At 69.1% G+C, this 25,523-nt stretch carries 23 protein-coding genes and 2 tRNA genes; 12 read left to right on the forward strand and 13 right to left on the reverse strand.

Annotated elements, in window-relative coordinates; translation table 11 throughout:
- Positions 1-132: 132 nt before the first annotated feature.
- The 9 genes from O7631_RS05085 to rpmH all read right to left on the reverse strand — a co-directional run bounded on the left by O7631_RS05085 (position 133) and on the right by rpmH (position 8,923).
- On the reverse strand, positions 133-1,116 hold the full coding sequence (locus O7631_RS05085; RefSeq protein ID WP_278147847.1) for a hypothetical protein: 984 nt from the start codon (positions 1,114-1,116) through the stop codon (positions 133-135).
- 1,643 nt (positions 1,117-2,759) lie between these two features.
- Positions 2,760-3,776: a ParB/RepB/Spo0J family partition protein gene (locus O7631_RS05090; protein ID WP_278143226.1), complete on the reverse strand. Its 1,017-nt coding sequence runs from the start codon at positions 3,774-3,776 to the stop codon at positions 2,760-2,762.
- 27 nt (positions 3,777-3,803) lie between these two features.
- Positions 3,804-5,117: a ParA family protein gene (locus O7631_RS05095; RefSeq protein WP_278143227.1), complete on the reverse strand. Its 1,314-nt coding sequence runs from the start codon at positions 5,115-5,117 to the stop codon at positions 3,804-3,806.
- A gap of 255 nt (positions 5,118-5,372) precedes the next feature.
- Positions 5,373-6,080, reverse strand: coding sequence for a 16S rRNA (guanine(527)-N(7))-methyltransferase RsmG (rsmG, locus tag O7631_RS05100; RefSeq protein WP_278147848.1), 708 nt, complete (start codon positions 6,078-6,080; stop codon positions 5,373-5,375).
- Between the two features lie 142 nt (positions 6,081-6,222).
- On the reverse strand, positions 6,223-6,843 hold the full coding sequence (locus O7631_RS05105; protein WP_278143228.1) for a R3H domain-containing nucleic acid-binding protein: 621 nt from the start codon (positions 6,841-6,843) through the stop codon (positions 6,223-6,225).
- A gap of 212 nt (positions 6,844-7,055) precedes the next feature.
- Positions 7,056-8,045: a membrane protein insertase YidC gene (yidC, locus tag O7631_RS05110; protein WP_278143229.1), complete on the reverse strand. Its 990-nt coding sequence runs from the start codon at positions 8,043-8,045 to the stop codon at positions 7,056-7,058.
- Positions 8,042-8,338, reverse strand: coding sequence for a membrane protein insertion efficiency factor YidD (yidD, locus tag O7631_RS05115; RefSeq protein WP_145778329.1), 297 nt, complete (start codon positions 8,336-8,338; stop codon positions 8,042-8,044). The genes yidC and yidD overlap by 4 nt, the downstream gene beginning before the upstream one ends.
- Entirely contained in the window at positions 8,335-8,751 is a 417-nt protein-coding gene (rnpA, locus tag O7631_RS05120; RefSeq protein ID WP_278143230.1) for a ribonuclease P protein component, read from the reverse strand. Before rnpA ends, yidD begins: the two co-directional genes overlap by 4 nt.
- Positions 8,752-8,785: 34 nt before the next feature.
- Positions 8,786-8,923: a 50S ribosomal protein L34 gene (rpmH, locus tag O7631_RS05125; protein WP_007453904.1), complete on the reverse strand. Its 138-nt coding sequence runs from the start codon at positions 8,921-8,923 to the stop codon at positions 8,786-8,788.
- 624 nt (positions 8,924-9,547) lie between these two features.
- Between rpmH and dnaA the strand changes: the two genes are divergently transcribed.
- The 5 genes from dnaA (at position 9,548) to O7631_RS05150 (ending at position 15,946) form a co-directional block, all read left to right on the forward strand.
- Positions 9,548-11,374 carry a chromosomal replication initiator protein DnaA gene (gene dnaA / locus O7631_RS05130; RefSeq protein WP_278143231.1) on the forward strand — a complete coding sequence of 609 codons (1,827 nt, stop codon included), beginning with the start codon at positions 9,548-9,550 and terminating at the stop codon, positions 11,372-11,374.
- 776 nt (positions 11,375-12,150) lie between these two features.
- A complete protein-coding gene (dnaN, locus tag O7631_RS05135) occupies positions 12,151-13,284 on the forward strand; it encodes a DNA polymerase III subunit beta (RefSeq protein WP_088987037.1) in 1,134 nt (377 codons plus the stop codon).
- Between the two features lie 38 nt (positions 13,285-13,322).
- Positions 13,323-14,195 (forward strand): phosphogluconate dehydrogenase (NAD(+)-dependent, decarboxylating), encoded by an 873-nt coding sequence (gene gnd / locus O7631_RS05140; RefSeq protein ID WP_278143232.1) that lies wholly within the window; start codon positions 13,323-13,325, stop codon positions 14,193-14,195.
- Positions 14,196-14,211: 16 nt separating this feature from the next.
- Entirely contained in the window at positions 14,212-15,345 is a 1,134-nt protein-coding gene (gene recF, locus O7631_RS05145) for a DNA replication/repair protein RecF (protein WP_278143233.1), read from the forward strand.
- Entirely contained in the window at positions 15,335-15,946 is a 612-nt protein-coding gene (locus O7631_RS05150) for a DciA family protein (protein WP_278143234.1), read from the forward strand. Before recF ends, O7631_RS05150 begins: the two co-directional genes overlap by 11 nt.
- A gap of 7 nt (positions 15,947-15,953) precedes the next feature.
- Here O7631_RS05150 and O7631_RS05155 read toward each other — a convergent pair whose 3' ends face one another.
- Complete coding sequence (locus O7631_RS05155) at positions 15,954-16,181, reverse strand: hypothetical protein (protein ID WP_269681773.1); 228 nt, start codon at positions 16,179-16,181, stop codon at positions 15,954-15,956.
- 100 nt (positions 16,182-16,281) lie between these two features.
- Here O7631_RS05155 and O7631_RS05160 point away from each other — a divergent pair, with 100 nt between their 5' ends.
- A complete protein-coding gene (locus O7631_RS05160) occupies positions 16,282-16,779 on the forward strand; it encodes a MarR family transcriptional regulator (RefSeq protein ID WP_278143235.1) in 498 nt (165 codons plus the stop codon).
- Here the strand turns inward: O7631_RS05160 and O7631_RS05165 are convergent.
- Entirely contained in the window at positions 16,764-17,318 is a 555-nt protein-coding gene (locus O7631_RS05165; protein ID WP_278143236.1) for a hypothetical protein, read from the reverse strand. The genes O7631_RS05160 and O7631_RS05165 overlap by 16 nt on opposite strands.
- A gap of 516 nt (positions 17,319-17,834) precedes the next feature.
- Between O7631_RS05165 and gyrB the strand changes: the two genes are divergently transcribed.
- The 6 genes from gyrB to O7631_RS05195 all read left to right on the forward strand — a co-directional run bounded on the left by gyrB (position 17,835) and on the right by O7631_RS05195 (position 23,856).
- A complete protein-coding gene (gyrB, locus tag O7631_RS05170; RefSeq protein ID WP_278143237.1) occupies positions 17,835-19,781 on the forward strand; it encodes a DNA topoisomerase (ATP-hydrolyzing) subunit B in 1,947 nt (648 codons plus the stop codon).
- 130 nt (positions 19,782-19,911) lie between these two features.
- Positions 19,912-22,434 (forward strand): DNA gyrase subunit A, encoded by a 2,523-nt coding sequence (gyrA, locus tag O7631_RS05175; protein ID WP_278143238.1) that lies wholly within the window; start codon positions 19,912-19,914, stop codon positions 22,432-22,434.
- 4 nt (positions 22,435-22,438) lie between these two features.
- Positions 22,439-23,344, forward strand: a complete 906-nt coding sequence (locus O7631_RS05180) for a DUF3566 domain-containing protein (RefSeq protein ID WP_278143239.1) — start codon at positions 22,439-22,441, stop codon at positions 23,342-23,344.
- Between the two features lie 151 nt (positions 23,345-23,495).
- A tRNA-Ile gene (locus tag O7631_RS05185) sits at positions 23,496-23,569 on the forward strand.
- 44 nt (positions 23,570-23,613) lie between these two features.
- Positions 23,614-23,742, forward strand: a complete 129-nt coding sequence (locus O7631_RS05190; RefSeq protein WP_231924476.1) for a DLW-39 family protein — start codon at positions 23,614-23,616, stop codon at positions 23,740-23,742.
- A 38-nt stretch (positions 23,743-23,780) separates the two neighbouring features.
- Positions 23,781-23,856: transfer RNA gene (locus O7631_RS05195), tRNA-Ala, on the forward strand.
- Positions 23,857-24,226: 370 nt separating this feature from the next.
- Here O7631_RS05195 and O7631_RS05200 read toward each other — a convergent pair.
- Positions 24,227-24,634: a hypothetical protein gene (locus tag O7631_RS05200; RefSeq protein WP_278143240.1), complete on the reverse strand. Its 408-nt coding sequence runs from the start codon at positions 24,632-24,634 to the stop codon at positions 24,227-24,229.
- 148 nt (positions 24,635-24,782) lie between these two features.
- Entirely contained in the window at positions 24,783-25,499 is a 717-nt protein-coding gene (locus tag O7631_RS05205) for an LPXTG cell wall anchor domain-containing protein (RefSeq protein WP_278143241.1), read from the reverse strand.
- Between the last annotated feature and the right edge of the window lie 24 nt (positions 25,500-25,523).

Genomic DNA, 25,523 nt, shown 5'->3' on the forward strand with positions numbered 1-25,523 from the left:
CCTCGATGCCTCTGTGTTCGCCGCCGCCCCGAGCTGGCCCCGCCACCCCGGGGTGGCCACCACACGCGGGGTGTGGCCGTGGGCGGGGTGGCCGTGGGGCGGGCTCGTCCCCCGCGTGGGTGATGGGCCCCGTTATTGGTGGCCCTTGGTGGCGTCGTCGCTGGCATCGTCGTCCGGGTCGTCGAGAACAGACCGTGCGTTGACGGGTGCCGTCACAGTGCCGGCGATCCCAGGCGTCGGCGGGCCGGAAGGCCGCTTGCTCGACGCTGCGGTGCCGGGCGCCGGCGTGCCGGCGGGGGTTCCGCCCGACGCCTCGTCGGCTGATGCCGGCTCATCATCGGATCCACCCGTCGAATCGCCGGGGGGTGCAGTGGAGCCGGCACCAGCATCCTCGTCGAGCGATACCTCGTCAGCTGCGGACGCGGTGTCGCCCGGGGCCGCGTCGGCGTCGGAGTTCGGCTCCGGAATCTCCTCTGCTGCCTCGATGACCGACACAGCAGCTGCCTCGGCGGCAGCGGCATCCGCAGCGGCCGACTGCGCCAGAAGGCTGGACGGCGCCTGCCACTGGATGCGGGGCGGCTCGGCGAGCGGGCGGCCACCGAACTCGGCGAGCCAGGCGGCGACGAGCGCCAGGTTCTCCCGCCACTGGGCCTCGGAGATCGGCGGCAGGATCGAATCCCAGAGGGACAGGAAGGTGCCACGCAACTGAAGGCGGCCGTACGGCCGGGCGAGGAACCACATGTGCAGGTGCGCTGAGCCGTCACCCCACCGGTTGACGTGCACCCGGGCCACGCCGTCGAGGGATCGGATGGCCCGCTCCAGACGTACGGTCATCACGCCCAGCTCGGCAGCCAACAGGTTCGGCAGGTCACCGAGGTCGAGGTGCGTCCGCGATTCCAGGATGAGAACCATGGGCAGCCCGGTCGGCCGGTCCATGGCGCGCACCCGCCACCGTTCCCCGACCCAGATGTAGGCGTCGTCGGGCGCGTTGCAGGCGGTGCATTCCCGGAGACCCTCGCCCTTCCGGGGCGGTTCGACCGGGACCGGATCATCGAGTTGCTTCACGTGGAGGTCGCCCTCGAAGGGGAACGACGGCCACTGGGTGAAGTCCGGCACTGAGGGAGGGGTGTCGTGCACGACGCTGACCCTAACCGAGTCTGGCACCGGTGTCCCTACCTGAATGATCGATCTCGACACAGCGAATCGGTACCGTTTGTCGACCCGCCACGCCGGGTCACGGACCTCCGGTCCAGCGGTATCCACAGCCTGCCGAGATCCTGAACACAGGCCGTCATCCACAGGCATGCACCCGCTCCCACGCGCTGTTTCACGTGAAACCGAGGGTGCCTGTGGAAAACCGGTGTGGATAACTTTTCCGCCTGTCGGTCGTTGTCGACAGACCGCCGAGGAAGGCCGCCGCGACTGTCCACCGGCACCCTCTTTTCGGTGCTGTGCTGCGCGTCTCTCGTCTTCGCGGTGGTCCCTGGACGCGTACTCCACGCTTCAATCGCTCATCGGCCGAACGCCCGCCTCAGGTCCTTGGAGGGTCTCGCGGACGCGGTCCGCGGGCACGTTATCCACAGGGTTGGGATAGCTGTGCGTGCGCCCGACTCAGCGACGCGCTCCGTGCCGGCGGCCACCGGTCTACACGCCGCCGGTCGGACGGCTCGTGCACAGCGGCACGCGTCTCGTCGGCGTTCCGGTCAGAATCCGGCGGGGCCTCGCCTTCGAAGGTCAGCTCGCCAGTTTGAGCGTGATCGACACAGGTTCGGCGAAGTCGGGGTATGCCGGTGCCTCCGATACCCCCACTTCGGTGATCCCGAGTCGACCATGCCGCTGGGCGACCGCGAGCTCCCTGCCACCGCACGACCCAGGGCAGACGCCGGCACGGGGACCGGGCACGGGGACCGGGCACGGGGACCGGGCACGGGGCGCGAATCGTGGCCGAGGGGGGCACGCGTATTCGCAGTCGACCGACCCGGCGCTCGACCGTCCCGGCGCTCGGCCGACCCGGCGCTCGGCCGACCCGACGCTCGGCCGAATCGCTCAACGGGACGGAGAGGCTCACCGAACGCCCCGGTCGCCCGTACCCACCCCCACCGACTCTCCGGTCCGCAGCGGGCCGCTCAGCGGCGCGCAGGACACCTCAAGAACATCCACGGGGAGCGCATCGCTGGCGGCCTCGACAATTGCCGTTTCACGTGAAACAACGCAGTCGAAGAGCCTGACCCGCGTCGAGGGCTCGGACGACTCACGATCGACTCGTTCATCGCGCGCCCCATAAGTCGGAGCAAACACAGCCGGCGGATCAGCGAGCCAGAACCAACGCCCTGCACTTTCCCGTCGGGAGACGGAAGTACAGGTTCGCTCAGCCTCGCTCGCTGCCGGCTGCGGCTTCCTCCGGCGACCGGTACCCCCCCGGCCGGTCCTGCTTCAGCCGATCCACCTCGCGCTCAGGTCGAGCGGGACGACGTCGGGCAGCCGAACACGAACAGCCCTCGTCGCGGACCCAGGTGACACCGAGCAGGCACGCGCCGTCCGCCGTCCGCCAGCCGCTCGTCGACCAGCCCTCAGTCGCCCTCGCCGTCCACCAGCCGCCGTTCACCAGCCGCCCGTCCGCCAGCCGCCCGTCCGCCAGCCGCCAGCCGCCAGCCGCCAGCCCGAATCTACGGGCCTGTTTCACGTGAAACGGGCCCGTAGATACAGAACGGCCGCGCACCCGGTGGGTAGCGCGGCCGCCGTTGGGGAGTGAGGAGGAGTCAGCCCTCGCCCTCCTCCTGCTGCACTCCGATGATTCCGACGATCCGCTCGAGGTCGTCCACAGTGGCGAACTCGATCGTGATCTTGCCCTTGCTCCGACCGATGTCCACCTTCACCCGGGTGTCGAAGCGGTCGGAGAGCCGATCGGCGAGATCGTTCAAGGCTGGCGCGTGTGCCTTCGGTCGACGCTTCGCGGCCTGGCTCTTGGCAGACCCGTCGTTGAGCGTCAGCGCCACGATCTCCTCGGTCGCCCGGACCGACAGGCCCTCGGCCACGATGCGCAACGCCAACTGCTCCTGCGCCTCCGCCTCGTCCAGGCTCAGCAGTGCACGGGCGTGCCCGGCCGACAGAATCCCCGCTGCCACTCGGCGCTGTACCTGAGCCGGCAGGTTCAGCAGCCGGATCGTGTTCGAGATCTGCGGACGACTCCGGCCGATCCGGCGGGCCAGCTCCTCGTGGGTGGCCCCGAACTCCTCCAGCAGCTGCTGGTAGGCAGCGGCCTCTTCGAGAGGGTTGAGGTTGGCCCGGTGGATGTTCTCGAGCAGCGCATCGCGGAGCATGGCGTCGTCGCGGGTGTCCCGGACGATCGCCGGGATGTTCTCCCGCCCCACCGCCTGGGCGGCACGCCAACGCCGCTCACCCATGACGAGTTCGTACTTCTCGTCGTCGAGCTGGCGGACGACGATGGGCTGGAGGAAGCCGACCTCCCGGATCGAGGTCTTGAGCTCTTCCAGTGCCTCCTCGTCGAAGACCTGACGGGGCTGCTTCGGGTTGGGCAGGATCGCGTCGACCGGAATCTCGGCGAAGCGTGCTCCCGGTACCGGGCTGAGAGCGGGCTCCGGTTCGTGGACCGGTGCCCTGACGGACACCGCAGGAGCGGCGGCTGTGGCAGCTGCCGCCTCCTGGTCGTTGTCCGGTTCGACAGCCGTCGCGGTGCCGGCGGCATCCGGCGCCGGTCCGGTCGGGATCAGCGCCCCAAGGCCCCTACCCAGACCGCCCCGAGGACGGTTCTTCATGCCACGCCTCCCAGCGACTCGTCCGCACTACGCATTCCGGCCCACCGGCTCCTTGACGCCTCGCTCGGCGATCTCCTGGGCGGCCTCGAAGTAGCTCGTTGCTCCCCGCGAACCGGGATCGTAGGTCATCACCGACTGGCCGTAGCTCGGTGCCTCGGAGACCCGGACGTTGCGGGGGATGACCGCCTGGAGGACCTTGTCACCAAAGTGGTTCCGCACATCCTGCTCGACGGCGTCGGCCAACCGCGTACGGCGGTCGTACATGGTCAGCAGGATCGTGGAGACGTCCAGCTTCGGGTTGAGGTGCTGGCGCACCAGGTTGATGTTGTTGATCAGCTGGTTGAGCCCTTCCAGTGCGTAGTACTCGCACTGGATCGGAATCAGCACCTCCTGCGCGGCCACCAGGGCGTTGACCGTGAGCAGGCCGAGCGAAGGCGGGCAGTCGATGAAGACGTAGTCGAACTGGCCGGGGTAGGCGGCAATGGCGCGGTCCAGCCGCGACTCACGCGCCACGACCGAGACCAGCTCGATCTCCGCACCGGCCAGGTCGATGGTCGCGGGTACGCACCACAGGTTCGGGATGCCCTCCACCGCCTGCGCCACCTCCACCAGCGGCACGCTGTTGATGAGGCAGTCGTAGACGTCCGGGATACCGGTGTGATGCGGGACGTTGAGCCCGGTCGAGGCGTTGCCCTGCGGATCAAGGTCCACCACGAGCACCCGGTTGCCGTGCAGGGCGAGCGCCACCGCAAGGTTGACGGTGGTGGTGGTCTTACCCACGCCGCCCTTCTGGTTGGCGACGCACATGACCCGGGTCCGGTCCGGTCGAGGCATGGTCACCTCGCCACTGGGATTCAGGATCTGCACGGCGCGCATCGCCTCCATAGCCAACGGTGGGTCATCCTCTTCGCGCGTCGGGGTTTCACGTGAAACGTACGTGGGGTCGGCGGCCACGGCGGCCAACGACTCGGTCGAAGCGACCGGCGCTTCGGTGATCATCGACGCGGTGTCCGGAGCAGCCGCTGCGGTGGGCTGGTGCGGAACCGCCGACTCGAACCGAACCGCCGCCGCAGTGTTGCGACGGCCCGTACTCGACCGCACCTCGGCGGCGTTGACCGGTCGACTCAGACCCTCGGAGGTCCGGCGAACGCTCGCGGGATCCGGCGTGGTCGAGCTTTCCGACCGTTCCGGCCCCGGACGGTGGTCACGTGAAGCCGGCGAACCGCCTTCTCCTGGCCCGGTCGCGCCGGGCGACCAGTTCGGGTAGTCGGTTTCACGTGAAACGGGATCGTTGGTAGCCCCGGTCACGTGTGGATCGTCGTACCTGCCGTCGTCATGCACCTGTCATCCCTGCCCGCTTCGGATGGTCGGTCCGCGCCCCGGTCAACTTGGCCACACCACGCCCGCAACCCGGAGCGTGCGGCCCTCGGGAGCGATCGGAAACCCACGACGTCCACCGACCGCTCCACACTATCGACGCGCGGTCAGCCTACGGCGGACGGGCGCGGCCGGTCCACGTCGGGTTCTCATCTCCTCGTCCATCCGTACCGGTACAACGAGGCAACCCACCGGCCGGAAGCCCGATGGCACGAAGTGTCAGCGTCGGCGGGAGCGACCGCCCCTGTCACGCTTGCTCGCCACCGGGCGAGGGCCGACCATCCGCTCGCGCACGATCTCCACGACGGTGGTGGGTGGGTCGATCACGTCGACGCCACAGAGGTGCACGGTCGGCTCGCCACCGCCCAACCGCGTCACCACCTCGGCGTGCTGTTCGATCTCCGCGGTGGCGGAGGACCCCTTCAGTGCCAGCAGACGGCCGCCCCGCACAGCGAGGGGAAGACTCCAGGTCGCCAGCCGATCGAGTGGGGCGACGGCGCGGGCGGTCACCACGTCCCCGCTGATCGGGTCCCGACCGCTCGACCCGGTGGCCGCTTCGTCGGCCCGACCCCGGAAGACACGCACCGACTTCGCCAGGCCGAGTTGCTCGACGGCCTCGATCAGGAAGGACGTGCGTCGGGCGAGTGGCTCGATCAAGGTGACGGTGAGGTCGGGCCGTGCGATGGCGAGCACCAGCCCCGGCAGACCCGCGCCGGACCCGACGTCGAGCACCGTCGCGCCGGACGGGATGCGCTCGGCGACCGCGGCGCAGTTGAGCAGGTGACGATCCCAGATGCGGGGCGCCTCCCGAGGGCCGATCAGACCACGGACGACCCCGTCGGTGGCCAGGAGTTCGGCGTACGCGGCAGCCAGGTCGAGACGGTCACCGAAGAGGGTCAGCGCGGCCGGTGCCAACCGGGGCGGCAGGGCAGCGTCGTCCGGTGAAGGCGCGGTGCCGGATCCAGCGGAGTCTGCGTCCGGAGTGGACGGTCGGACAGGCGACGGCCCGGGCGGCGTACCGCCCGGGCCGGACACGGCGTCGGCCGTGTTGTCGTCGTGGGTCACCCGGTCAGTCCGCCGGCCGTACGACGATGCGCCGGTTCGGCTCCACACCCTCGGACTCGCTGGCCACACCGGACATGGCGTTGACCACGTCGTGTACGCACTTACGCTCGAACGCGGACATCGCCTCCAGGCGCACCGGCTCGCCGTACTCCTTGACCTTCTCGACGGCGTTCTTGGCGACGGCGGCGAGTTCCTTGCGGCGGTTGGCCCGGTAGCCGCCGACGTCGAGCAGCAGACGGCTCGGGGTGCCGGTCTGCCGGAAGACGGCGAGGCGGGTCAGCTCCTGGAGTGCCTCGAGGGTGGCCCCGCGCTGACCGACCAGGTTCTGCAGACGCTCGCCGACCACCTCGACCATGGGCCGGCCCGCGGCGACCAACTCGTCGATGTCGCCGTCGTAGTCGAGGATGTCGAGCAGCCCTTCGACGTAGTCGGCCGCGATCTCGCTCTGCCGGAACAGGTCGCCCTCGCCGGCGGCCTTCTTCGACCGGACGCCGGGCGCGGCGGTGTCGGTGTCGTCGTCCGCCTCGGTGTCGTCGTCCTCGGTGTCGTCGCCGTCCACCGCGAGCGTCGCGGTCTCCTCCTCGTCGACTGGCTGCTCGGTGCGGGGGATGCTGGTCTCGGTCACGGTCTCATCTCCGTACTCGCTCGGCCGGACCGTCGGGTCCGACTGGTTTCCCGGGGCCGGCGGGAGGTCGCCGGTGCCCGCGGGCACGTCTGTACGGGCAGTGTCGCCCGTGGCCGCGCGGCGCGCGGTCGGTTCCGTCCGGCGCCGGCCATGCGGCGGCTGCACGGTGCGGAACGGGCCGCCGTCGGATCAGCGGCGGCGGCCCTCGCAGGTCAGCCCTGCCGCTTGGCGGGGCGACCCTTCTTCGGGTTGTTCATCGGCTTGGCGCCCGGCTTCGGCCCGGCGACCTTGGGTGCGGCGGCCTTGACCGGCGCCGGCGGAGCCGTCTTGCCCCGACCGAACAGGCCACCGGACTTGGCGGGCTGCACGGGGTTGCGGCTGGCGGCGGGGGCGGTGGCCTTCTTGGCGGTCACCGGCGGCGGGAACTTCCGCAGCACCCACTGCTGCTGGCCGAGGGTGAAGAGGTTGTTGGTGACCCAGTAGATGATCACGCCGATCGGGAAGATCGCGCCGGAGATCAGCAGCGAGGCGGGGATGCCGTAGAGCATCAGTCGCTGGATCATCCGCTGCTGCGGGTCCTCGGCCCAGCCGGTCTTGAGGATCATCTGACGGCTGGTCAGGTAGGTGGTCGCGATCATGACCAGGACCAGGACACCGGCGATGACCTTGACGGTGGTGCCGTTGGCGCCGAGGCTGGCCAGCTCGTCGGCGGTGGAGCCGAACTTGCCGGCGATGGGGGCGGTGAAGAGCTTCGCCTGCGAGGCGCTCTGGAACTGGTCGGCGGTCCAGCCGTACAGCGTCTTGTTCTGCTTGTCCGGGTCGAGGCGGCGCAGCACGTGGAAGAGGCCGAGGAAGACCGGGATCTGAAGGAACATCGGAAGGCAACCCATCAGCGGGTTGGCCTTCTCCTTCTTGTACAGCTCCATCATTTCTTTCTGGAGCGTCTCCCGGTCACCCTTGTGCTTCTCCTGAAGCTCCTTGACCTTGGGCTGGAGCGCCTGCATCGCCCGCTGCGACTTGATCTGCTTGACGAAGACGGGGAACAGGATCACCCGGACGGTGACCACCAGGAAGATGATCGCCAGGATCCAGGCGAAGTTGGTGCCGATCACCGCGCCGACGGGCACCCCGATGGCGTCCCAGGCAGAGTGCCAGGTCAGCAGGATCCACGAAATCGCGTAGTAGATCCAGTCGAGACTCAATTCGGGGCTCCAGTCACATCAGCGCGGCGGCGGCCGCCCGGCTCCGGTACCGGGTCATGTCCACCAGGGTGAAAGGGGTGGCAGCGCAACAGCCGCCGGACCGCCAGCACGGCTCCCCGGAGCGCGCCGTGCCGCACGACCGCCTCCTGGGCGTACGCACTGCACGACGGGTAGAACCGACAGCGGGCCGGCAGTGCCGGACTTATCCACCGACGGTACGCGATGATGGGCGCGATCAGCACCTTGGCACCGGTTGTCGACGGGCGTGCGCCGGTCTGCCCGGTGTCGCTCATCGAGCCCGCCGCTCGCGGGGTGACCTGGCGACCGCGAGGGCGGCGTCCAGGTCGGTGGCGAGCCGAGGGTACGAAGCCTGCGCCGCCGCGGGGAGCGCCCGGACGACCAGGGTGCTGCCGGACGGCAGGTCGACCAGCCGTTCCCGGACGAGCGCGCGCAGTCGACGCCGGACCCGGTTACGGGTCACCGCGTTGCCGACGGCCTTGGACACGACGAAGCCGGCACGGGACGGCACGGAGAACTGCTCCGTACTGTTGTCCCGCACCGGCTCCGACGAGGTAGGTGTGCTGGGGTCGGCGATCACCGGCACGGTCAGGTGGACCACGACGGCACCACGCCCGGCGCGCCGGCCACCACGAACCGCTGCGGCGAAGTCAGTGCTGCGCCGCAGTCGCTGTGCGGCGGCCAGCACGACTGCCCACGTCCCCTGGACCGGCCCGGTCGGCTCAGGCCGACAGGGTGGTGCGACCCTTGGCGCGACGGCTCGAGAGGATGGCACGGCCGGCACGGGTGCGCATGCGCAGCCGGAAGCCGTGGGTCTTCGCGCGCCGGCGGTTGTTCGGCTGGTAGGTGCGCTTGCTCACGTCAGGCTCTCCGTTTTCGTACGCGCCCCGTACGACGGAATCGCCGGGGTCGTGTGGTGGTCCAGGCCACCTCGACGGTGGCCCACGATCGGTGCTGTCCGGCGGAGCGGGACCTCGGCGATGCGGGGATGCGACCGTGGACAGCAAGCACCCATCACCCTAGCAGAGGGCGAGAAAGCAGCCGTTCCAGCCTACGCAGGGGGGCAATGACCGTCAAACACCTCGGGCGGGGGCCAACGGGACGCGCCCGAGGCCGAAGGGTGGTTTTCGCTGATGCCGAGAAGGCCCCCGCCGCGTCGCCGGTTGATGGCGCAGGGACAACGCTGTTACCGTGCCCGATTGCGGTGAGCGTCGGAAGCTCCGGTCGTCGCACAGGCAAGACCGGACCAGGTAGTGAATCGTTCGGCACGGTGAACCCGCTTCAGCGCCCGTTCAGGCAGGGGCAGGTCCCACCCGCGTCCGGCGGAGGCCACAATCGGTCGGTACACAGGCTGTGGATAACTTGTGGATGACCACCGGTCGACCGTCAGGTGGGTGTTGTTCCACCCGCGAACGCGGCGGGCCCGGGACGGCCGGCTGGCAGACAGCGGCGGCCGGGAGCAGAAGCGAGGGGGTGGCACGACGGTGGCCGGTACGACCGACCTTGCCGCAGTGTGGTTAGCGGCGACCGACGAGCTCGCCGACGAGATCATCTCCGCCCAGCAGCGTGCCTATCTCCGACTGACCCGGCTGCGGGCGATAGTCGAGGACACCGCTCTGCTCTCCGTCCCGGACGCTTTCACCCGCGACGTGATCGAGTCTCGGCTCCGTCCGGCGATCACCGAGGCCCTCACCCGCCGGCTGGGTCGGCCGATCCAGGTGGCGGTCACCGTCCGGGTCGCCGAGGACGCCGCCGGCCGACCCGCCGGGACCGTCTACCGCAGTGCTCCGGAGCCCGTGCCGTTCGACTCCGAGGGTCCGGCTGCCGACCACTTCGACGACCAGGGCGCTCGGCCGTCCGCCGACCCGCTGATCCCCGAGCAGGCCCACGCCGGACATGCGCCCGAGCCGACCGCGCCACCCGCACCTGCCGGTCCGCCCCTCGCGCCGGCCGTCGACGCGCACCGCCCGGGGCTGATCCCCGCCAGCAGGGACGGGCAGGAGGCGTTGTTCAGCACCGCCTTCGCGGAGCCGATGCGTACTCCCCGGCCCGGGCCCGACCGGCGTGGCTACGACGAGCAGGCCGCCCGGCTGGACCCGCCGGGTCCGGACACCCGGCCCTACGAGCCCCGCTACCGGGAGGAGTCGGCGTCTCCGCGCGACCAGCACGTGATCCGCGCGCTTCCGCGGGACACCGGCACGGACAGCGGCCCGGGCCGTAGCGGTGTCGACCACCGCACGGGTGGTCGCGACGACCGCCGGCTGCCCGGTGCCGACACCGGTGGTAACCGGCTCAACCCGAAGTACATGTTCGAGACGTTCGTCATCGGATCGTCCAACCGCTTCGCGCACGCGGCGAGCGTGGCGGTGGCGGAGTCACCGGCGAAGGCGTACAACCCGCTCTTCATCTACGGGCACTCCGGTCTGGGCAAGACGCACCTGCTGCACGCCATCGGGCACTACGCCACGACCCTGGGCAACGCCCGCTCGGTCCGGTACGTCTCGACCGAGGAATTCACCAACGACTTCATCAACTCGCTCCGGGACGACAAGACCAGCGCGTTCCAGCGGCGCTACCGCGACGTCGACATCCTGCTGATCGACGACATCCAGTTCCTGGAGAACCGCGAGCGCACCCAGGAGGAGTTCTTCCACACCTTCAACACCCTGCACAACGCCAACAAGCAAATCGTGATCACCTCCGACCGGTCACCGCGCCAGCTGGCCACCCTGGAGGACCGGATGCGAACCCGGTTCGAGTGGGGGCTGCTGGCCGACATCCAGCCGCCGGACCTGGAGACCCGGATCGCGATCCTGCAGAAGAAGGCGGCGCAGGAGCGGATGTACGCCCCGCCGGACGTGTTGGAGTTCATCGCCTCCCGGGTGTCGAACTCGATCCGCGAACTGGAGGGGGCGCTGATCCGGGTCACGGCGTTCGCCAGCCTGACCCGGTCGACCGTCGAGCTGTCCCTGGCCGAGGAGGTGCTCCGGGACTTCATGCCCGACGGCGCCGGGCCGGAGATCAACGCCGACCAGATCATGGCGTCGACGGCTGACTACTTCGGTGTGAGCCTGGAGGACCTCCGGGGCCAGTCCAGGTCCCGCGTGCTCGTCAACGCGCGGCAGGTGGCCATGTACCTGTGTCGGGAGTTGACCGAGCTGTCGCTGCCCCGGATCGGTCAGGCCTTCGGCGGTCGGGACCACACCACCGTGATGCACGCCGACCGGAAGATCCGGCAGCAGATGGCGGAGCGCCGCTCTCTTTACAACCAGATCGCCGAGCTGACCAACCGGATCAAGCAGAACAGCTGAGGCGTACGCCAGCCGTCGTGACGGTGCACAGCCCGGGACACGCCCGGCCGGATCTCCGGCCGGGCGTACTTCTTTCGGTTCCCGGGTGGACTCTCGACATGGTGTAGGCCACAGGATCGAGGCCGTGACCGCCTCGCCTTCCACTCGTTGTCCACAGCTCGTTGTCCACCGCCGGTGGATAACTACGGTCCGTCCGTCGACGGTTACCCACAGGCTGTGGAGAAACCCTGTGTACGAGGCTGTGGACGCCTGGGGACAACCGGCACGTTATCCACCGATGACCGTCGACCTGTGTACGAGCTGTTGAAGGTTCTGGGGATGACGGCAATGGTGATCTTCATCGTCGTCCACAGGCTTGGGGAGAAAGTCGGTGGATTACCGGTGGACAACCGGTGGACGACGGTGGACAACCGGTGGACGAGAGCGGGCTGTGGACACGCAAGCACGTTGTCCCCCCGGTTCTCCACAGCTAAATCACCGGTGGATAACCTGTCTGAGCTGCGCAGACCTGGCTTTTCCACAGTTTGCACAGGTGCGATGAAGACGATGAGTTATCTCTTCTAAGAGAACAAAAACCAATCATCACCGTTGGGCTTTCTGTGGATCGGGCCGAACGCTGCCGGATCAACCGGTCAGCATCGACACGATCAGTGGGGTCGGGCGCACAGCCGATACCCCCGCGCCCTAAGGTGCGATGGGTACCCGCACGGTCGGGCGGGACGGTAGGCAGCGGTCGGCATGAGAGAGTTGTCGCTGACGTCGACGCGGAGGCATTGATGAAGTTCCGAGTGGAGCGCGACGCGCTCGCCGAGGCCGTGGCGTGGACCGCGAAGAGCCTGCCCAACCGGCCGTCCGTACCGGTGCTCGCCGGGGTGATGCTCCGGGTCACCGACGGCAACCTGCGGGTTTCCGGCTTCGACTACGAGGTCTCCAGCCAGGTGACCGTCGAGGTGCAGGGGGACGCCGACGGCGCCGCCCTCGTCTCCGGCCGCCTGCTCGCCGAGATCACCAAGGCGCTGCCGGCCAAGCCGGTGGACATCGCCGCGGTCGGCGCGCACCTCGAGTTGGTCTGCGGCAGCGCCCGGTTCACCCTTCCCACCATGCCGGTGGAGGACTACCCGGCACTGCCCGAGATGCCGCAGAGCGCCGGCACCGTCGACGCCGCCGCGTTCGCCACGGCGGTCTCCCAGGTGGCCATCGCGGCCGGCCGGGACGAGACCCTGCCGATGATGACCGGCGTACGCGTCGAGCTCTCCGGCAGCACGCTCTCGATGCTCGCCACCGACCGCTACCGGTTGGCCCTGCGTGAGATCCAGTGGCGGCCGGACGACCCCGACGTGAGCATCAACGCCCTGGTGCCGGCCCGCACCCTGAACGACACCGCCAAGGCCCTCGGCCCGCTGGGTGGCGAGGTCACTCTCGCCCTGGCCCAGGGCGCTGCGGGCGAGGGCATGGTCGGCCTGGCCGGTGGCACCCGACGCACCACCAGCCGCCTGCTCGACGGCGCCAACTACCCGCCGGTCCGCTCGCTCTTCCCGGCCACCCACAACGCCGAGGCCCGGGTGCCGGTCAGCACCCTGATCGAGGTCGTCAAGCGGGTCGCGCTGGTCGCCGAGCGCACCACCCCGGTGCTGCTGAGCTTCAGCGCCGACGGCCTGGTGGTGGAGGCCGGTGGTTCCGAGGAGGCCCGCGCCAGCGAGGCGATGGAGGCCACCTTCACCGGTGACGCGCTGACCATCGGGTTCAACCCGCAGTACCTCATCGACGGCCTGGCAAACCTGGGATCCCAGACGGCCGTCCTGTCGTTCGTCGACGCCTTCAAGCCCGCCGTGATCTCCCCCGCCGGCGAGGATGGCGACGTCATTCCCGGGTACCGGTACCTCATCATGCCGATCCGCGTCTCTCGCTGATCGCGCCCAGCAACAAAGATCCACGGAGGTACACACACATGCAGCTCGGCCTTGTAGGTCTCGGCCGTATGGGCGGCAACATGCGGGAGAGGTTGCGCGCCGCTGGTCACGAAGTCGTCGGCTTCGACCACAACGCGCAGATCAGTGACGTCGCATCCCTCGCGGGCCTGGCAGAGAAGCTCGAGTCGCCGCGCGCGGTCTGGGTCATGGTGCCCGCCGGCGTCACCGACGCGACCATCGACGAGCTGGCCGCTGTGCTCGGCGAGGGCGACATCATCATCGACGGCGGCAACTCGCGGTTCAGCGACGACGCGCCCCGGGCCGAACGGCTCAACGAGCGGGGCATCGGCTACATCGACGTCGGCGTCTCCGGTGGCGTCTGGGGTCGGCAGAACGGCTACGGGCTGATGGTCGGCGGCGCCCAGGAGCACGTGGACCGGCTGATGCCGATCTTCGACGCTCTCAAGCCGGAGGGCGAGTTCGGCTTCGTGCACGCCGGGCCGGTCGGCGCCGGGCACTACTCGAAGATGGTGCACAACGGCATCGAGTACGGGCTGATGCACGCCTACGCCGAGGGCTACGAGCTGATGGCGGCCTCCGAGTTGGTGACCAACGTGCCGGGCGTCATCAAGTCCTGGCGGGAGGGCACCGTCGTCCGCTCCTGGCTGCTCGACCTACTGGACCGGGCGCTCGACGAGGACCCGGAGTTGGCCGATCTGAGCGGCTACACCGAGGACACCGGCGAGGGTCGGTGGACCGTCGACGAGGCGGTCCGGCTGGCCGTACCGCTGAATGTGATCACCGCTTCGCTGTTCGCCCGGTTCGCCTCGCGACAGGACGACTCGCCCGCCATGAAGGCCGTCTCCGCGCTGCGTCAGCAGTTCGGCGGCCACGCCGTCCACAAGCGCTGAGCGGTATCGACACCCGGTGTACGTCCAACGGTTGGAACTGGTCGACTTCCGCTCGTACGAGCGGGTGGCCGTCGATCTCCAACCGGGGGCGAACGTCCTGATCGGCGCCAACGGTGTCGGCAAGACGAATCTCGTCGAGGCGTTGGGCTACGTGGCGACCCTGGACTCGCACCGGGTCGCCACCGACGCACCACTCGTGCGGATGGGTGCCACGTCGGCGGTGATCCGCTGCGCGGTGGCGCACGACGGGCGGGAACTCCTGGTCGAGTTGGAGATCGTGCCCGGCAAGGCCAACCGCGCAAGGCTGGGCCGGTCACCGGCGCGGCGGGCCCGGGACGTGCTCGGTGCCCTGCGACTCGTGCTCTTCGCCCCGGAGGACCTTGAGCTGGTCCGGGGCGACCCGGCCGAGCGCCGCCGCTACCTGGACGACCTGCTGGTCAGCCGCCAACCCCGGTACGCGGGTGTACGGGCCGACTACGAGCGGGTTGTCAAGCAGCGCAACGCCCTGCTGCGTACGGCGTACCTGGCGCGCAAGACCGGCGGGTCGCGAGGCGGCGACCTGGGCACCCTCGCCGTCTGGGACACCCACCTGGCCCAGCACGGCGCGGAGTTGCTCGCCGGCCGCCTGGAGCTCGTCGCCGCGCTCACCCCGCACGTCGCGAAGGCGTACGACGCGGTGGCGGCCGGCCGGGGCGCCGCCGGCATCACCTACCGCCCCTCGATCGACCTGGCCGAGCCGACCACCGACCGGACGGTGTTGGCGGAGGCACTCGCCGCGGCTCTGGCCGCGTCCCGCTCCGCCGAGATCGAACGGGGCACCACCCTGGTCGGCCCGCACCGCGACGAACTGGCGCTGGCCCTCGGGCCACTACCCGCCAAGGGGTACGCCAGCCACGGCGAGTCGTGGTCGTTCGCGCTCGCGCTGCGGCTGGCCGGGTACGACCTCCTGCGGGCCGACGGCATCGAGCCGGTGCTGGTGCTCGACGACGTCTTCGCCGAGTTGGACACCGGCCGCCGGGAGCGGCTGGCGGAGCTGGTCGGCGGGGCGAGTCAGCTGCTCGTCACCTGCGCGGTGGACGACGACGTGCCGGCGGCCCTACGGGGCAGCCGTTACCGGGTCGGCGAAGGGACGGTACGCCGTGTCGAATGAGTCAGACGCCAAGCGGCCCGAGGCGGGCGCGGGTGCGGGTGCGCGTACCCCCGGGGCGGAGTCGACCGGCGGTGAGCCGGCGGCGGCCGCCACTGGGCCGGAGTTGGCTCGGGCGGTGCTCGACGCGGCGTTGTCCAAGCGGCAGGCGGCGGCTCGCGCGCGGCGTACCCCTGGGGGTGCGGGCGGCGACGCTGCCGGCGGCTCGGGGCGGCGGTTGCGGGGCTACTCCGGCCCGGGCCCCGACCCCCGCGATCCGCAGCCGCTCGGTGCGGTGCTGAACCGGTTGGTGAAGGCGCGTGGCTGGCAGCAGCCGGCGGCCGAGGCGACAGTGTTCGGTGCCTGGGAGCGGGTCGTCGGCGCGGAGGTCGCCCAGAACAGCCGCCCGGTCAAGCTGGAGAACGGTGAGCTGACCGTGGAGGCGCGGTCGACGGCGTGGGCCACCCAGCTGCGGCTGCTGGCCGGTTCGCTGCTCAAGCAGATCGCCAGCGAGGTCGGCCACAACGTGGTGCGCAAGCTGCACATCCACGGGCCGGCCGCGCCGTCGTGGTCGAAGGGGCCGCGCCGGGTACGAGGACGGGGCCCCCGCGACACGTACGGCTGACCGGGCATCAGCCCCGTCGGTTGGCCTCGCGGGCGGCCCGCTTGAGTTCGCGTTGCTCCCGGGTGTAGCGCTTGCGTTCGGCCAGGTCCCGTTTCCACGCCTCGCGGGCCTCGGCGGAGCCGCCCTGCACCGCGCCCTTCACACCGTCGGCCGGGCCGGCGAGGTGGCGGAAGGCCCAGCTCAGGAGCCGGCCACCTTCGCCCGGAGCCCTGGTGACCGCGCCGTCGTCGCTCATCTGCCGCCCTCTCCCGCGTTGCCCGATTGACGATTGGTACACCAACAGTTGGTGTACCAATGATTGGTACGATAGCCATCGTGCGTGGGGAGGGCAACCGATGAGCGAGACACGGCAGGGCGTCGACCCGTTGGCGCTGGAACAGCAGGTCTGCTTCGCCGTCTCGGTGGCCGCGCGCAGTGTGGTGGCGGTCTACCGGCCGCTGCTGGAACCGATGGGGCTGACCCATCCGCAGTACCTGGTCATGTTGGCGCTCTGGCAGCACGCACCGTTGTCCGGCCGCGACCTCAGCCGCCTGTTGCAGCTCGATCCGGGCACCCTGTCACCCCTCCTCAAGCGGCTCGAAGCGGCCGGCTACCTGCGCCGGGAACGCGACCCCAGTGACGAGCGCAGCCTCGCCGTCACCCTGACCGCCAGCGGTGCCGCGCTCCGCAGCCAGGCCGAGCTGATCCCGGCCGCGATCGTGCAGCGCCTCGGGCTGCCCGTCGAGGACCTGCAACACCTGCACGGGGTGCTCACCCAGTTGATCGCGGCGGCCAATCGACCGGTCGGCGGCGCAGCGGCTGAGCAGGCCGGCGCGGGTCAGGCGTCGGCGTAGACCGCGAAGCCGCGTTCCGCGCAGCGCCGGTAGAACGCCGCCAGCACGCCCAGCTCGGCACAGGTGAAGTTCCACTGCGGCGGGTCGCCGCGCTCGTCGCGCAGCGCGTCCAGCCGGCTCTCCAGCCATCGCAACTGCTGCTCGGCCAGCCTGCCGTCGCCGAGCAGGGAACGCAGCACCGTGCTCACCGACTCGAAGGTCACCGCCTCGCCGTGTGCGCGGTGCCCCGCGACGAACCTCTCGATCCCACTGGCGATCCAGGAACAACCGTCCGGGTCGATCACCGGGTCCTCGTCCTCGGCGGCGGCGTCTGTGGCGTACAACACACCTTCCAGGCCGAGGAGCAGATCCACCAACTCGGTGTACGCGGTCGCCCGGATGGTGCCGGTCTTCGCGATCAGCTCGGCCAGGGCAGCCGTCGGCGCGGAGATTCGCGGCAGGTCGACGATCTCGCCGAAGTCGACGAACTCGGCCGGCGCCACCGGATCGTAGAAGCGGCCGGTCCGCGGCCAGTGCACCGCGACATTGTCCAGCCCCATCTGTCACCTCTTAAAGAGCACGTGTCGGGTCGATCGGGTCGATCGTCCCGGTTCCAGGCCGTAAAGATCAAGGCTGGTTCCGGGGCGCCGCAAACGTACGGCACGGACGCCCCGGCCGCGACCCCCGACCCGCCCGGGCGCGGGTCAACCCGTTCGGCGGCGGCGCGTGCGATCCGAGCCTGGCGTGTGGGGGGAGTCGTGGGCGATGGGGTTCTGCCGGCTATGGACTTCTCAGCCGCCTCTCTGAGGGTGCCGAGTGGTGGATCTGTCCCCCGGGCACAGTAGGATTGACAGCGAGACGAAGACTCGGTGCGGGGGACGGGGCCGGTGGCCCAGATTCATTCTCCACGTCGGGTCGAGCCGATCGCGATCCGCGGGCAACCGCGGCGACCGGCGCGTTCGACCCGCTGCCCGGAGGTCTCCGGCACCGGTCCGCGCGCCGACGTCGCGTCCTGTCCGCCGAACCCGCGCCCGCTGCGCCCCACCGGCGCAGCTGACGCGAGAAAGTGGCCGAGGGTGGCAGCGCAGGAAAAGCAGGAGTACGGCGCAGAGTCGATCACCGTTCTCGAAGGGCTGGAGGCGGTCCGCAAGCGGCCCGGTATGTACATCGGGTCGACCGGCGAGCGCGGTCTGCACCACCTCGTCTGGGAGGTTGTGGACAACGCTGTCGACGAGGCGCTCGCCGGATACTGCGACACCATCGACGTGGTGCTGCTGGCCGACGGCGGCGTTCGGGTCACCGACAACGGCCGTGGTTTCCCGGTCGACCTCCACCCGAAGCTCAAGAAGCCGGGTGTCGAGGTCGCGCTCACCGTGCTGCACGCGGGTGGCAAGTTCGACGGCAAGGCGTACGCGGTCTCCGGCGGTCTGCACGGCGTCGGCGTCTCCGTGGTGAACGCACTCTCCACCCGGATGGCCGTGGAGATCCACAAGTCCGGGTTCGTCTGGCGGCAGCAGTACACCAACTCCAAGCCCAGCCCGCTGGAGAAGGGCGAGACCACCGACCGCAGCGGCTCGGCGGTGTCCTTCTGGCCCGACCCCGACGTGTTCGAGACCGTCGACTTCGACTTCCAGACCATCTACCGGCGACTCCAGGAGATGGCCTTCCTCAACCGCGCCCTGCGCATCCACCTGCTCGACGAGCGGGTCGCCGAGGAGGAGGACGGCCGGCAGCGCGAGGTCACCTTCTACTACGAGGGCGGCATCTCCGACTTCGTGCGACACCTCAACGCCTCGAAGAACCCGATCCACAAGACGGTGGTCGAGTTCGGCGCCGAGGAAGAGGGCATGTCCGTCGAGATCGCCATGCAGTGGAACGAGTCGTACGGCGAGTCGGTCTACACGTTCGCCAACACGATCAACACGCATGAGGGCGGCACCCACGAGGAGGGCTTCCGGTCCGCGCTGACCAGCGTGGTCAACCGGTACGGCACCGACAAGAAGCTGCTCAAGGGCGACGAGAAGCTCTCCGGCGAGGACATCCGTGAAGGGCTCGCGGCGATCATCTCGGTCAAGTTGGCCAACCCGCAGTTCGAGGGCCAGACGAAGACCAAGCTCGGCAACACCCCGGTGAAGAGCTTCGTGCAGCGGGTCTGCAACGAGTGGTTGGTCGACTGGTTCGACCGCAACCCGGCCGAGGCCAAGATGATCATCACGAAGGCCTCCCAGGCGGCCCGAGCCCGGATCGCCGCACAGCAGGCGCGCAAGCTGGCCCGGCGCAAGTCGCTGCTGGAGTCCGGCTCGATGCCGGGCAAGCTGGCCGACTGCCAGTCCACCGACCCGCGCGAGTCCGAGGTGTTCATCGTCGAGGGCGACTCGGCCGGTGGCTCGGCCAAGCAGGGCCGCGACCCGCGGACCCAGGCGATCCTGCCGATCCGCGGCAAGATCCTCAACGTGGAGAAGGCCCGCATCGACCGGGTGCTGAAGAACAACGAGGTCCAGGCGCTGATCACCGCGTTGGGCACTGGCATCCACGACGACTTCGACATCGAGAAGCTGCGGTATCACAAGATCGTGCTGATGGCCGACGCGGACGTCGACGGCCAGCACATCCAGACCCTGCTGCTCACCCTGCTGTTCCGCTTCATGCGTCCGCTGGTCGAGCTGGGGCACGTCTACCTGGCCGCCCCGCCGCTTTACAAGATCAAGTGGAACAAGAAGGGCGACGACGCGCAGTACGCGTACTCCGACCGTGAGCGGGACGGGCTGATCGCGCTGCGCCAGCAGAAGAAGGCCAACGCCAGGCCGGACGACATCCAGCGCTTCAAGGGCCTCGGCGAGATGAACTATCCCGAGCTGTGGGAAACCACGATGAACCCGGCGACGCGTACCCTGCGTCAGGTCACTCTCGACGACGCGGCGACCGCCGACGAGTTGTTCAGTGTGCTGATGGGTGAGGACGTCGAGGCGCGCCGGTCGTTCATCCAGCGCAACGCCAAGGACGTTCGGTTCCTGGACATCTGACGGACCGCACCGGATCGGCCGGGCGATGCCCGGCCGATCCGGCGGTCCACAGAGTTATCCACAGCTTGGCCGGTATCCACAGCGGTTATCCACAGCACAAAAACGACTCTGAGTCTGATAAGGGTATACAGTGACCGATTCTCCCGAGTCCACACCGAACGAGCCTGAGGTCCCCGCCGAGGCCGCCGCCGCGGTGGTCGCGCACGACCGGATCGAACCGGTCGGGCTCGAGGTGGAGATGCAGCGCTCCTACCTCGACTACGCGATGAGCGTCATCGTCGGGCGCGCGCTGCCGGACGTCCGGGACGGCCTCAAGCCGGTCCACCGCAAGATCCTCTACGCCATGTTCGACTCCGGCTACCGCCCGGACCGCGGCTACGTGAAGTGCTCCCGCGTCGTCGGCGACGTGATGGGCCAGTTCCACCCGCACGGCGACTCGGCGATCTACGACGCGCTGGTCCGGATGGCGCAGACCTGGTCGCTGCGGTACCCGCTGGTCGACGGCAACGGCAACTTCGGCTCGCCCGGTAATGATCCGGCTGCCGCCATGCGATATACAGAATGCAAGCTCGACCCGCTCGCCATGGAGATGCTGCGGGACATCGACGAGGACACCGTCGACCTGCAGGACAACTACGACGGCCGGGCCAAGGAGCCCACGATCCTGCCGTCACGGATCCCGAACCTGCTGGTGAACGGCTCCGAGGGCATCGCGGTCGGCATGGCCACCAAGATCCCGCCGCACAACCTCCGCGAGATCGGCGCGGCCGTGCAGTGGTGCCTGGAGCACCCGGAGGAGGACGAGGAGACCACCCTTGAGGCGCTGCTCGGCATCGTCAAGGGCCCGGACTTTCCCACCCACGGTCTGATCGTCGGCACCACCGCCATCCAGGACGCCTACCGCACGGGTCGTGGCTCGATCCGGATGCGCGCCGTGGTGGAGGTCGAGGAGGACAAGCGGGGTCGGCCCTGCCTGGTCGTCAGCGAGCTGCCCTACCAGGTCAACCCGGACAACCTCGCCGAGCGGATCGCCGAGCTGATCAAGGAGGGCAAGCTCGCCGGCATCGCCGACATCCGCGACGAGTCCTCCGGTCGTACCGGTATGCGGATCGTGCTGGTGCTCAAGCGTGACGCGGTCGCGAAGGTCGTGCTCAACAACCTCTACAAGCACACCCAGCTCCAGGAGACGTTCGGCGCCAACATGCTGGCGCTGGTCGACGGGGTGCCGCGCACGCTCAACCTGGCCCAGTTCATCCGCTACTACGTCGAGCACCAGATCGACGTGATCCGCCGGCGGACGGCGTTCCGGCTCCGCAAGGCCGAGGAGCGGGCACACATCCTGCGAGGTCTGTCCAAGGCGCTGGACGCCCTGGACGAGGTGATCGCGCTCATCCGGCGCTCGCCGACGGTGGAGGACGCGCGGCAGGGCCTGATCCGGCTGCTGGACATCGACGAGATCCAGGCGACCGCGATCCTGGACATGCAGCTGCGTCGTCTCGCGGCGTTGGAGCGGCAGCGGATCCTCGACGACCTGGCCAAGCTCGAGATCGAGATCGCCGACCTGAAGGACATCCTCGCCAAGCCGGAGCGGCAGCGGAAGATCGTCTCGGAGGAGCTGGGCGAGATCGTCGCCAAGTGGGGCGACGATCGGCGTACACAGATCATCCCGTTCGACGGCGAGGTCTCGATGGAGGACCTCATCGCCCGCGAGGACGTGGTGGTGACGATCACCCGCACGGGGTATGCCAAGCGGACCAAGGTCGATCTCTACCGCTCCCAGCGGCGCGGCGGCAAGGGCGTCAGTGGCGCCACGCTGCGGCAGGACGACATCGTCAGCCACTTCTTCGTATGCTCGACCCACGACTGGATCCTGTTCTTCACGAACAAGGGGCGTGTGTACCGGGCCAAGGCGTACGAGTTGCCGGAGGCCAGTAGGGTAGCCAAGGGCCAACACGTGGCCAACCTGCTCGCCTTCCAACCGGACGAGCAGATAGCGCAGATCATTGAGATCCCGAACTACCAGGTAGCCCCCTATCTGGTACTGGCCACGAAGAACGGCCTGGTGAAGAAGACGCGGCTCGAGGAGTTCGACTCCAACCGTTCCGGCGGCATCATCGCGATCAACCTGCGCGATGAGGACGAGCTGGTCGGTGCTGCGTTGGTTGCGCCGGAGAACGACCTGCTGCTGGTCTCCAAGAAGGCGCAGGCGATCCGGTTCAACGCGTCGGACGAGGCGTTGCGGCCGATGGGCCGGGCCACCTCGGGCGTGATCGGCATGCGCTTCACGGACGACGACGTCCTGCTCGCCATGGAGGTCGTCCGGGAGGGTCTGGACGTTCTGGTGGCCACGAACGGGGGATATGCGAAGCGCACCCCGATCGAGGAATACCCGGTGCAGGGCCGGGGAGGTAAGGGCGTGTTGACTGCGAAGATCACCGAACGGCGCGGTGGTCTGGTCGGCGCGGTGGTGATCGATCCGGACGACGAGCTGTTCGCGATCACCAGCAATGGTGGTGTCATTCGGACTCCGGTGAAGCCTGTACGCCGTACGCGTGACCGGAACACAATGGGGGTCAAGCTGATGGACCTCCCGGACGGCGTGACTATCGTGGCGATTGCTCGCAATGCCGACGAGCCTGACGAACAGGACTAGTTGAATGACGGAGACACAGGCGAAGTCGGGGAACACGGGGACCTCGGCCAACCCGGTCGACGAGGAGGCCGCCAAGGGCGGCACACCAGCGACCGGCCGCGCGGCCGTGGGCCGGGCGACGGTCCCTGCCGACGCGCCTGCCCCGAAATTCACCAGGGCTCCGGGCATGACACCCCCGCCGGAGCCGCCCGCTGAAGACGCTGGGTCGGCCGACAAGACCGAGGCCTCCAACACCGACGCGCCGAAGTCGTCCACCGCCGCCACCCCCTCGGGTTCGGCGACGGCGTCTTCGGCCCGTCCGGCGACCACCCAGCCGATCAACGTGCGGTCCGGTCCGGCGGCGTCGACCGGGTCGACCGGCACCCAGCCGCGGATCACACCGGGCATGACGCAGCCCGAGAGCGCTCGTACCGCCGCCGGCCGCCCGGCCAGCGGTGGCGGTCTGCCGCCGGGCATCGGCAACGCGTCCGCCGTCGGGGCAGCCCGTGTCGGTGACGCGGTACGCGCCGCGCGTACCTCGGTCAGCTCGGCCGCCTCCCGCGGACCGCGCCGGGCCCGACTGAACCTGAAGCGGATCGACCCCTGGTCCGTGATGAAGTTCGCGTTCGCCGTGTCGGTGGTGCTCTTCATCGTCGTGGTGGTCGCCACGTCGGTGCTCTACCTGGCGTTGGACGCGATGGGCGTGTTCCAGAGCGTCAACGAGAGCCTGAGCGACCTGGTGAACGCCGGCGGTGGGCAGAGCACCAGCGGCTTCCAGATCACCGCCAAGGGCGTGATCCTCAGCTCGGCGCTGATCGGCCTGGTCAACGTGGTGTTGTTCACCGCGCTGGCCACGCTGGGAGCGTTCGTCTACAACGTCTGCGCCGACCTGGTCGGCGGGATCGAGCTGACCCTCGCCGAGCGGGACTGAGCGACCGGGACGCCGGGGCACCGCGTAATGCGGTCGCTCCGGCGTCCCGTACTCAGGTAGGTTTTGGCAGGCGACGACGGCCCGGCTCGTAGGTTCGGACCCCGATTTGGGGCCGGCAGAGCGGATGGGTTAATCTTGCTCGTCGCAACGCGGGGCTATAGCTCAGTCGGTTAGAGCGCAGAGCTGATAACTCTGAGGTCGATGGTTCGATTCCATCTAGCCCCACCGCATTGTCGTCCGACGGTAGTCGAGCACGAGGGGTCGCCCCAATGTTCAAGAAGCTGCTGATTGTGGCTGGCGTCGTCGGCGTGGCCGCCGTCGTGTTCAACAAGATCAAGGCCTCGAACGACGAGCGTGCCCTGTGGCACGAGGCGACCACCGCGCCCGACCTGCGCTGACGTTCGGCCCGGGCGACGAGCATTCGACGCCCACGCACGGGGCCCTAGCTCAACTGGCAGAGCACTGCCTTTGCAAGGCAGGGGTTAGGGGTTCGAGTCCCCTGGGCTCCACCAGCACTTTCTCTGGTTGATCTCGGTCCAGCCTGACCTGCCCGCGTCGGCGGGTGCATGGCCGTAGGTGGTCTGCCGTCATCTAAATCGTGAAGAGCCCGAGCACCTCTGTCACCGGCCGCAGCTCTTCGCCCTTGATCAAGGCGACGTCGGCCCGGTCGAGCAGGCACCTCCAAGCCGTGGTTGAGGTCTACCGTCGCCGGCCGCAAGTCCCGCGTGAAGTACGGCTAGGAAGTCCAGCACCTGACGCCGTGCGGCAGGTCAGCGGGCCGCCCCGGGCCGGCCACGGGCCCATAGGTGGGGTGCGCAGCTGGTCACGAGAGGCTCACGACCGTCTGATCGCGCTTTACCAGCGTGAAGATCCGTTTCACCATCAGGGCGCGTACCAACGGTGCGGCTGCAGCTCGCGCAGCTCCGCCCAACCGGCGAGGCGGGAGCAGGCAGTGTGCAGTTCCTCAACCGAGAGACTTTCCCCCTCGCGTCCGTCGAGGAAGACATGGACCCGCCAGCCGTCGAAGGCTTCCACCCCGTCGACCAGGTCGACGTCGACTACCGTGCCCTGCTCGTCTGTCATTCGACAACCGGCACCGTGGACCGAGTAGTCGATGCCGGTGCTCGACCGGCCCTCCCGAGGTAGTACTCGAGTTGACCTGACCGCAGCCAGCAGGTCGGGTAAGCCGGTCAGCTCCGGGTAGGCCGCGAAGAGGCGTTCGCGGATCCGCTTGAAGGCTGCGACGAACGATCTGACTGCGTCCACCGCCAGCTGTTCACGCTCGTCCACGTCATCACACTATGCGCCGTATTCATGTCGCTGTCCGCGACTGCTTGCGCGGTGTCGACTTGCCTGGCTGTCACCAATCGCCGTCTGATGGGACATGCAAAGACGCGCCCGGCTCGATGAAGCATCGAGCCGGGCGCGTCGAGTGGAGCTATGCGACGAAACGAGCCCGGCGCCGGCGTCCCATCAGGAAGCCGATGCCGCCGAGGAGCAGAAGCGCACCGCCAACGCCGATCACGGTCGCGGTGTTGGCACCGGTCAGGGGCAGTCCACCGCCCTCGCCGCCGCCGGCGGCCAGGGTCGTGGAGGGAGCAGGCGTCGGTGCCTCGGTCGTCGTGGCGCTCGGCGTAACGCTTGGCGTGACGGTCGGCGTCGGGGTGGGCTGAGACGCGCAGTCGAGTTCACGGGCGGTGTACACGCCGTCGTTCAGGTAAGCCAGGAGCACATCGAGGGAACCGTCGTCGAGCGTCACCTGTGCGGCCTGCTTCACGTTGACGCCGGCGCCCGTCATCGACTGGCCCACCTTGATCCGCAGATCCACCATCCAGACGTTCGGCACGTCCTTCTTGAGGAAAGCCCGGAGTTCCTCCGGGGTGCCCTTCAGCTTCTTGTCGATGGCACCCTGCAGAACGGTCAACTTGTCGACGTTGGCCGCGTGCAGGAGCTGGGCGGTCAACACCCGGATCTCCTGATCGGTCGGGGTATCCAGGTCTACTGCGACGAGCTTGCGGACGTCCTGGTACACCTTGCGCTCGACCGTCTGGCAGGCCGCGTCCAACCCGGGCGATTCGAACTGGGCGGCCGCCGGTGCCGCCGGAACCAGAAAGGCCAGCGCTATCAGGGCGCCAGCCGGGATCTTCCAACGCATGTAAATGTTCCTCCCCGTTACAGA

This window comes from Micromonospora sp. WMMD967 (assembly GCF_029626165.1).
Lineage (GTDB): Bacteria > Actinomycetota > Actinomycetes > Mycobacteriales > Micromonosporaceae > Micromonospora > Micromonospora taraxaci.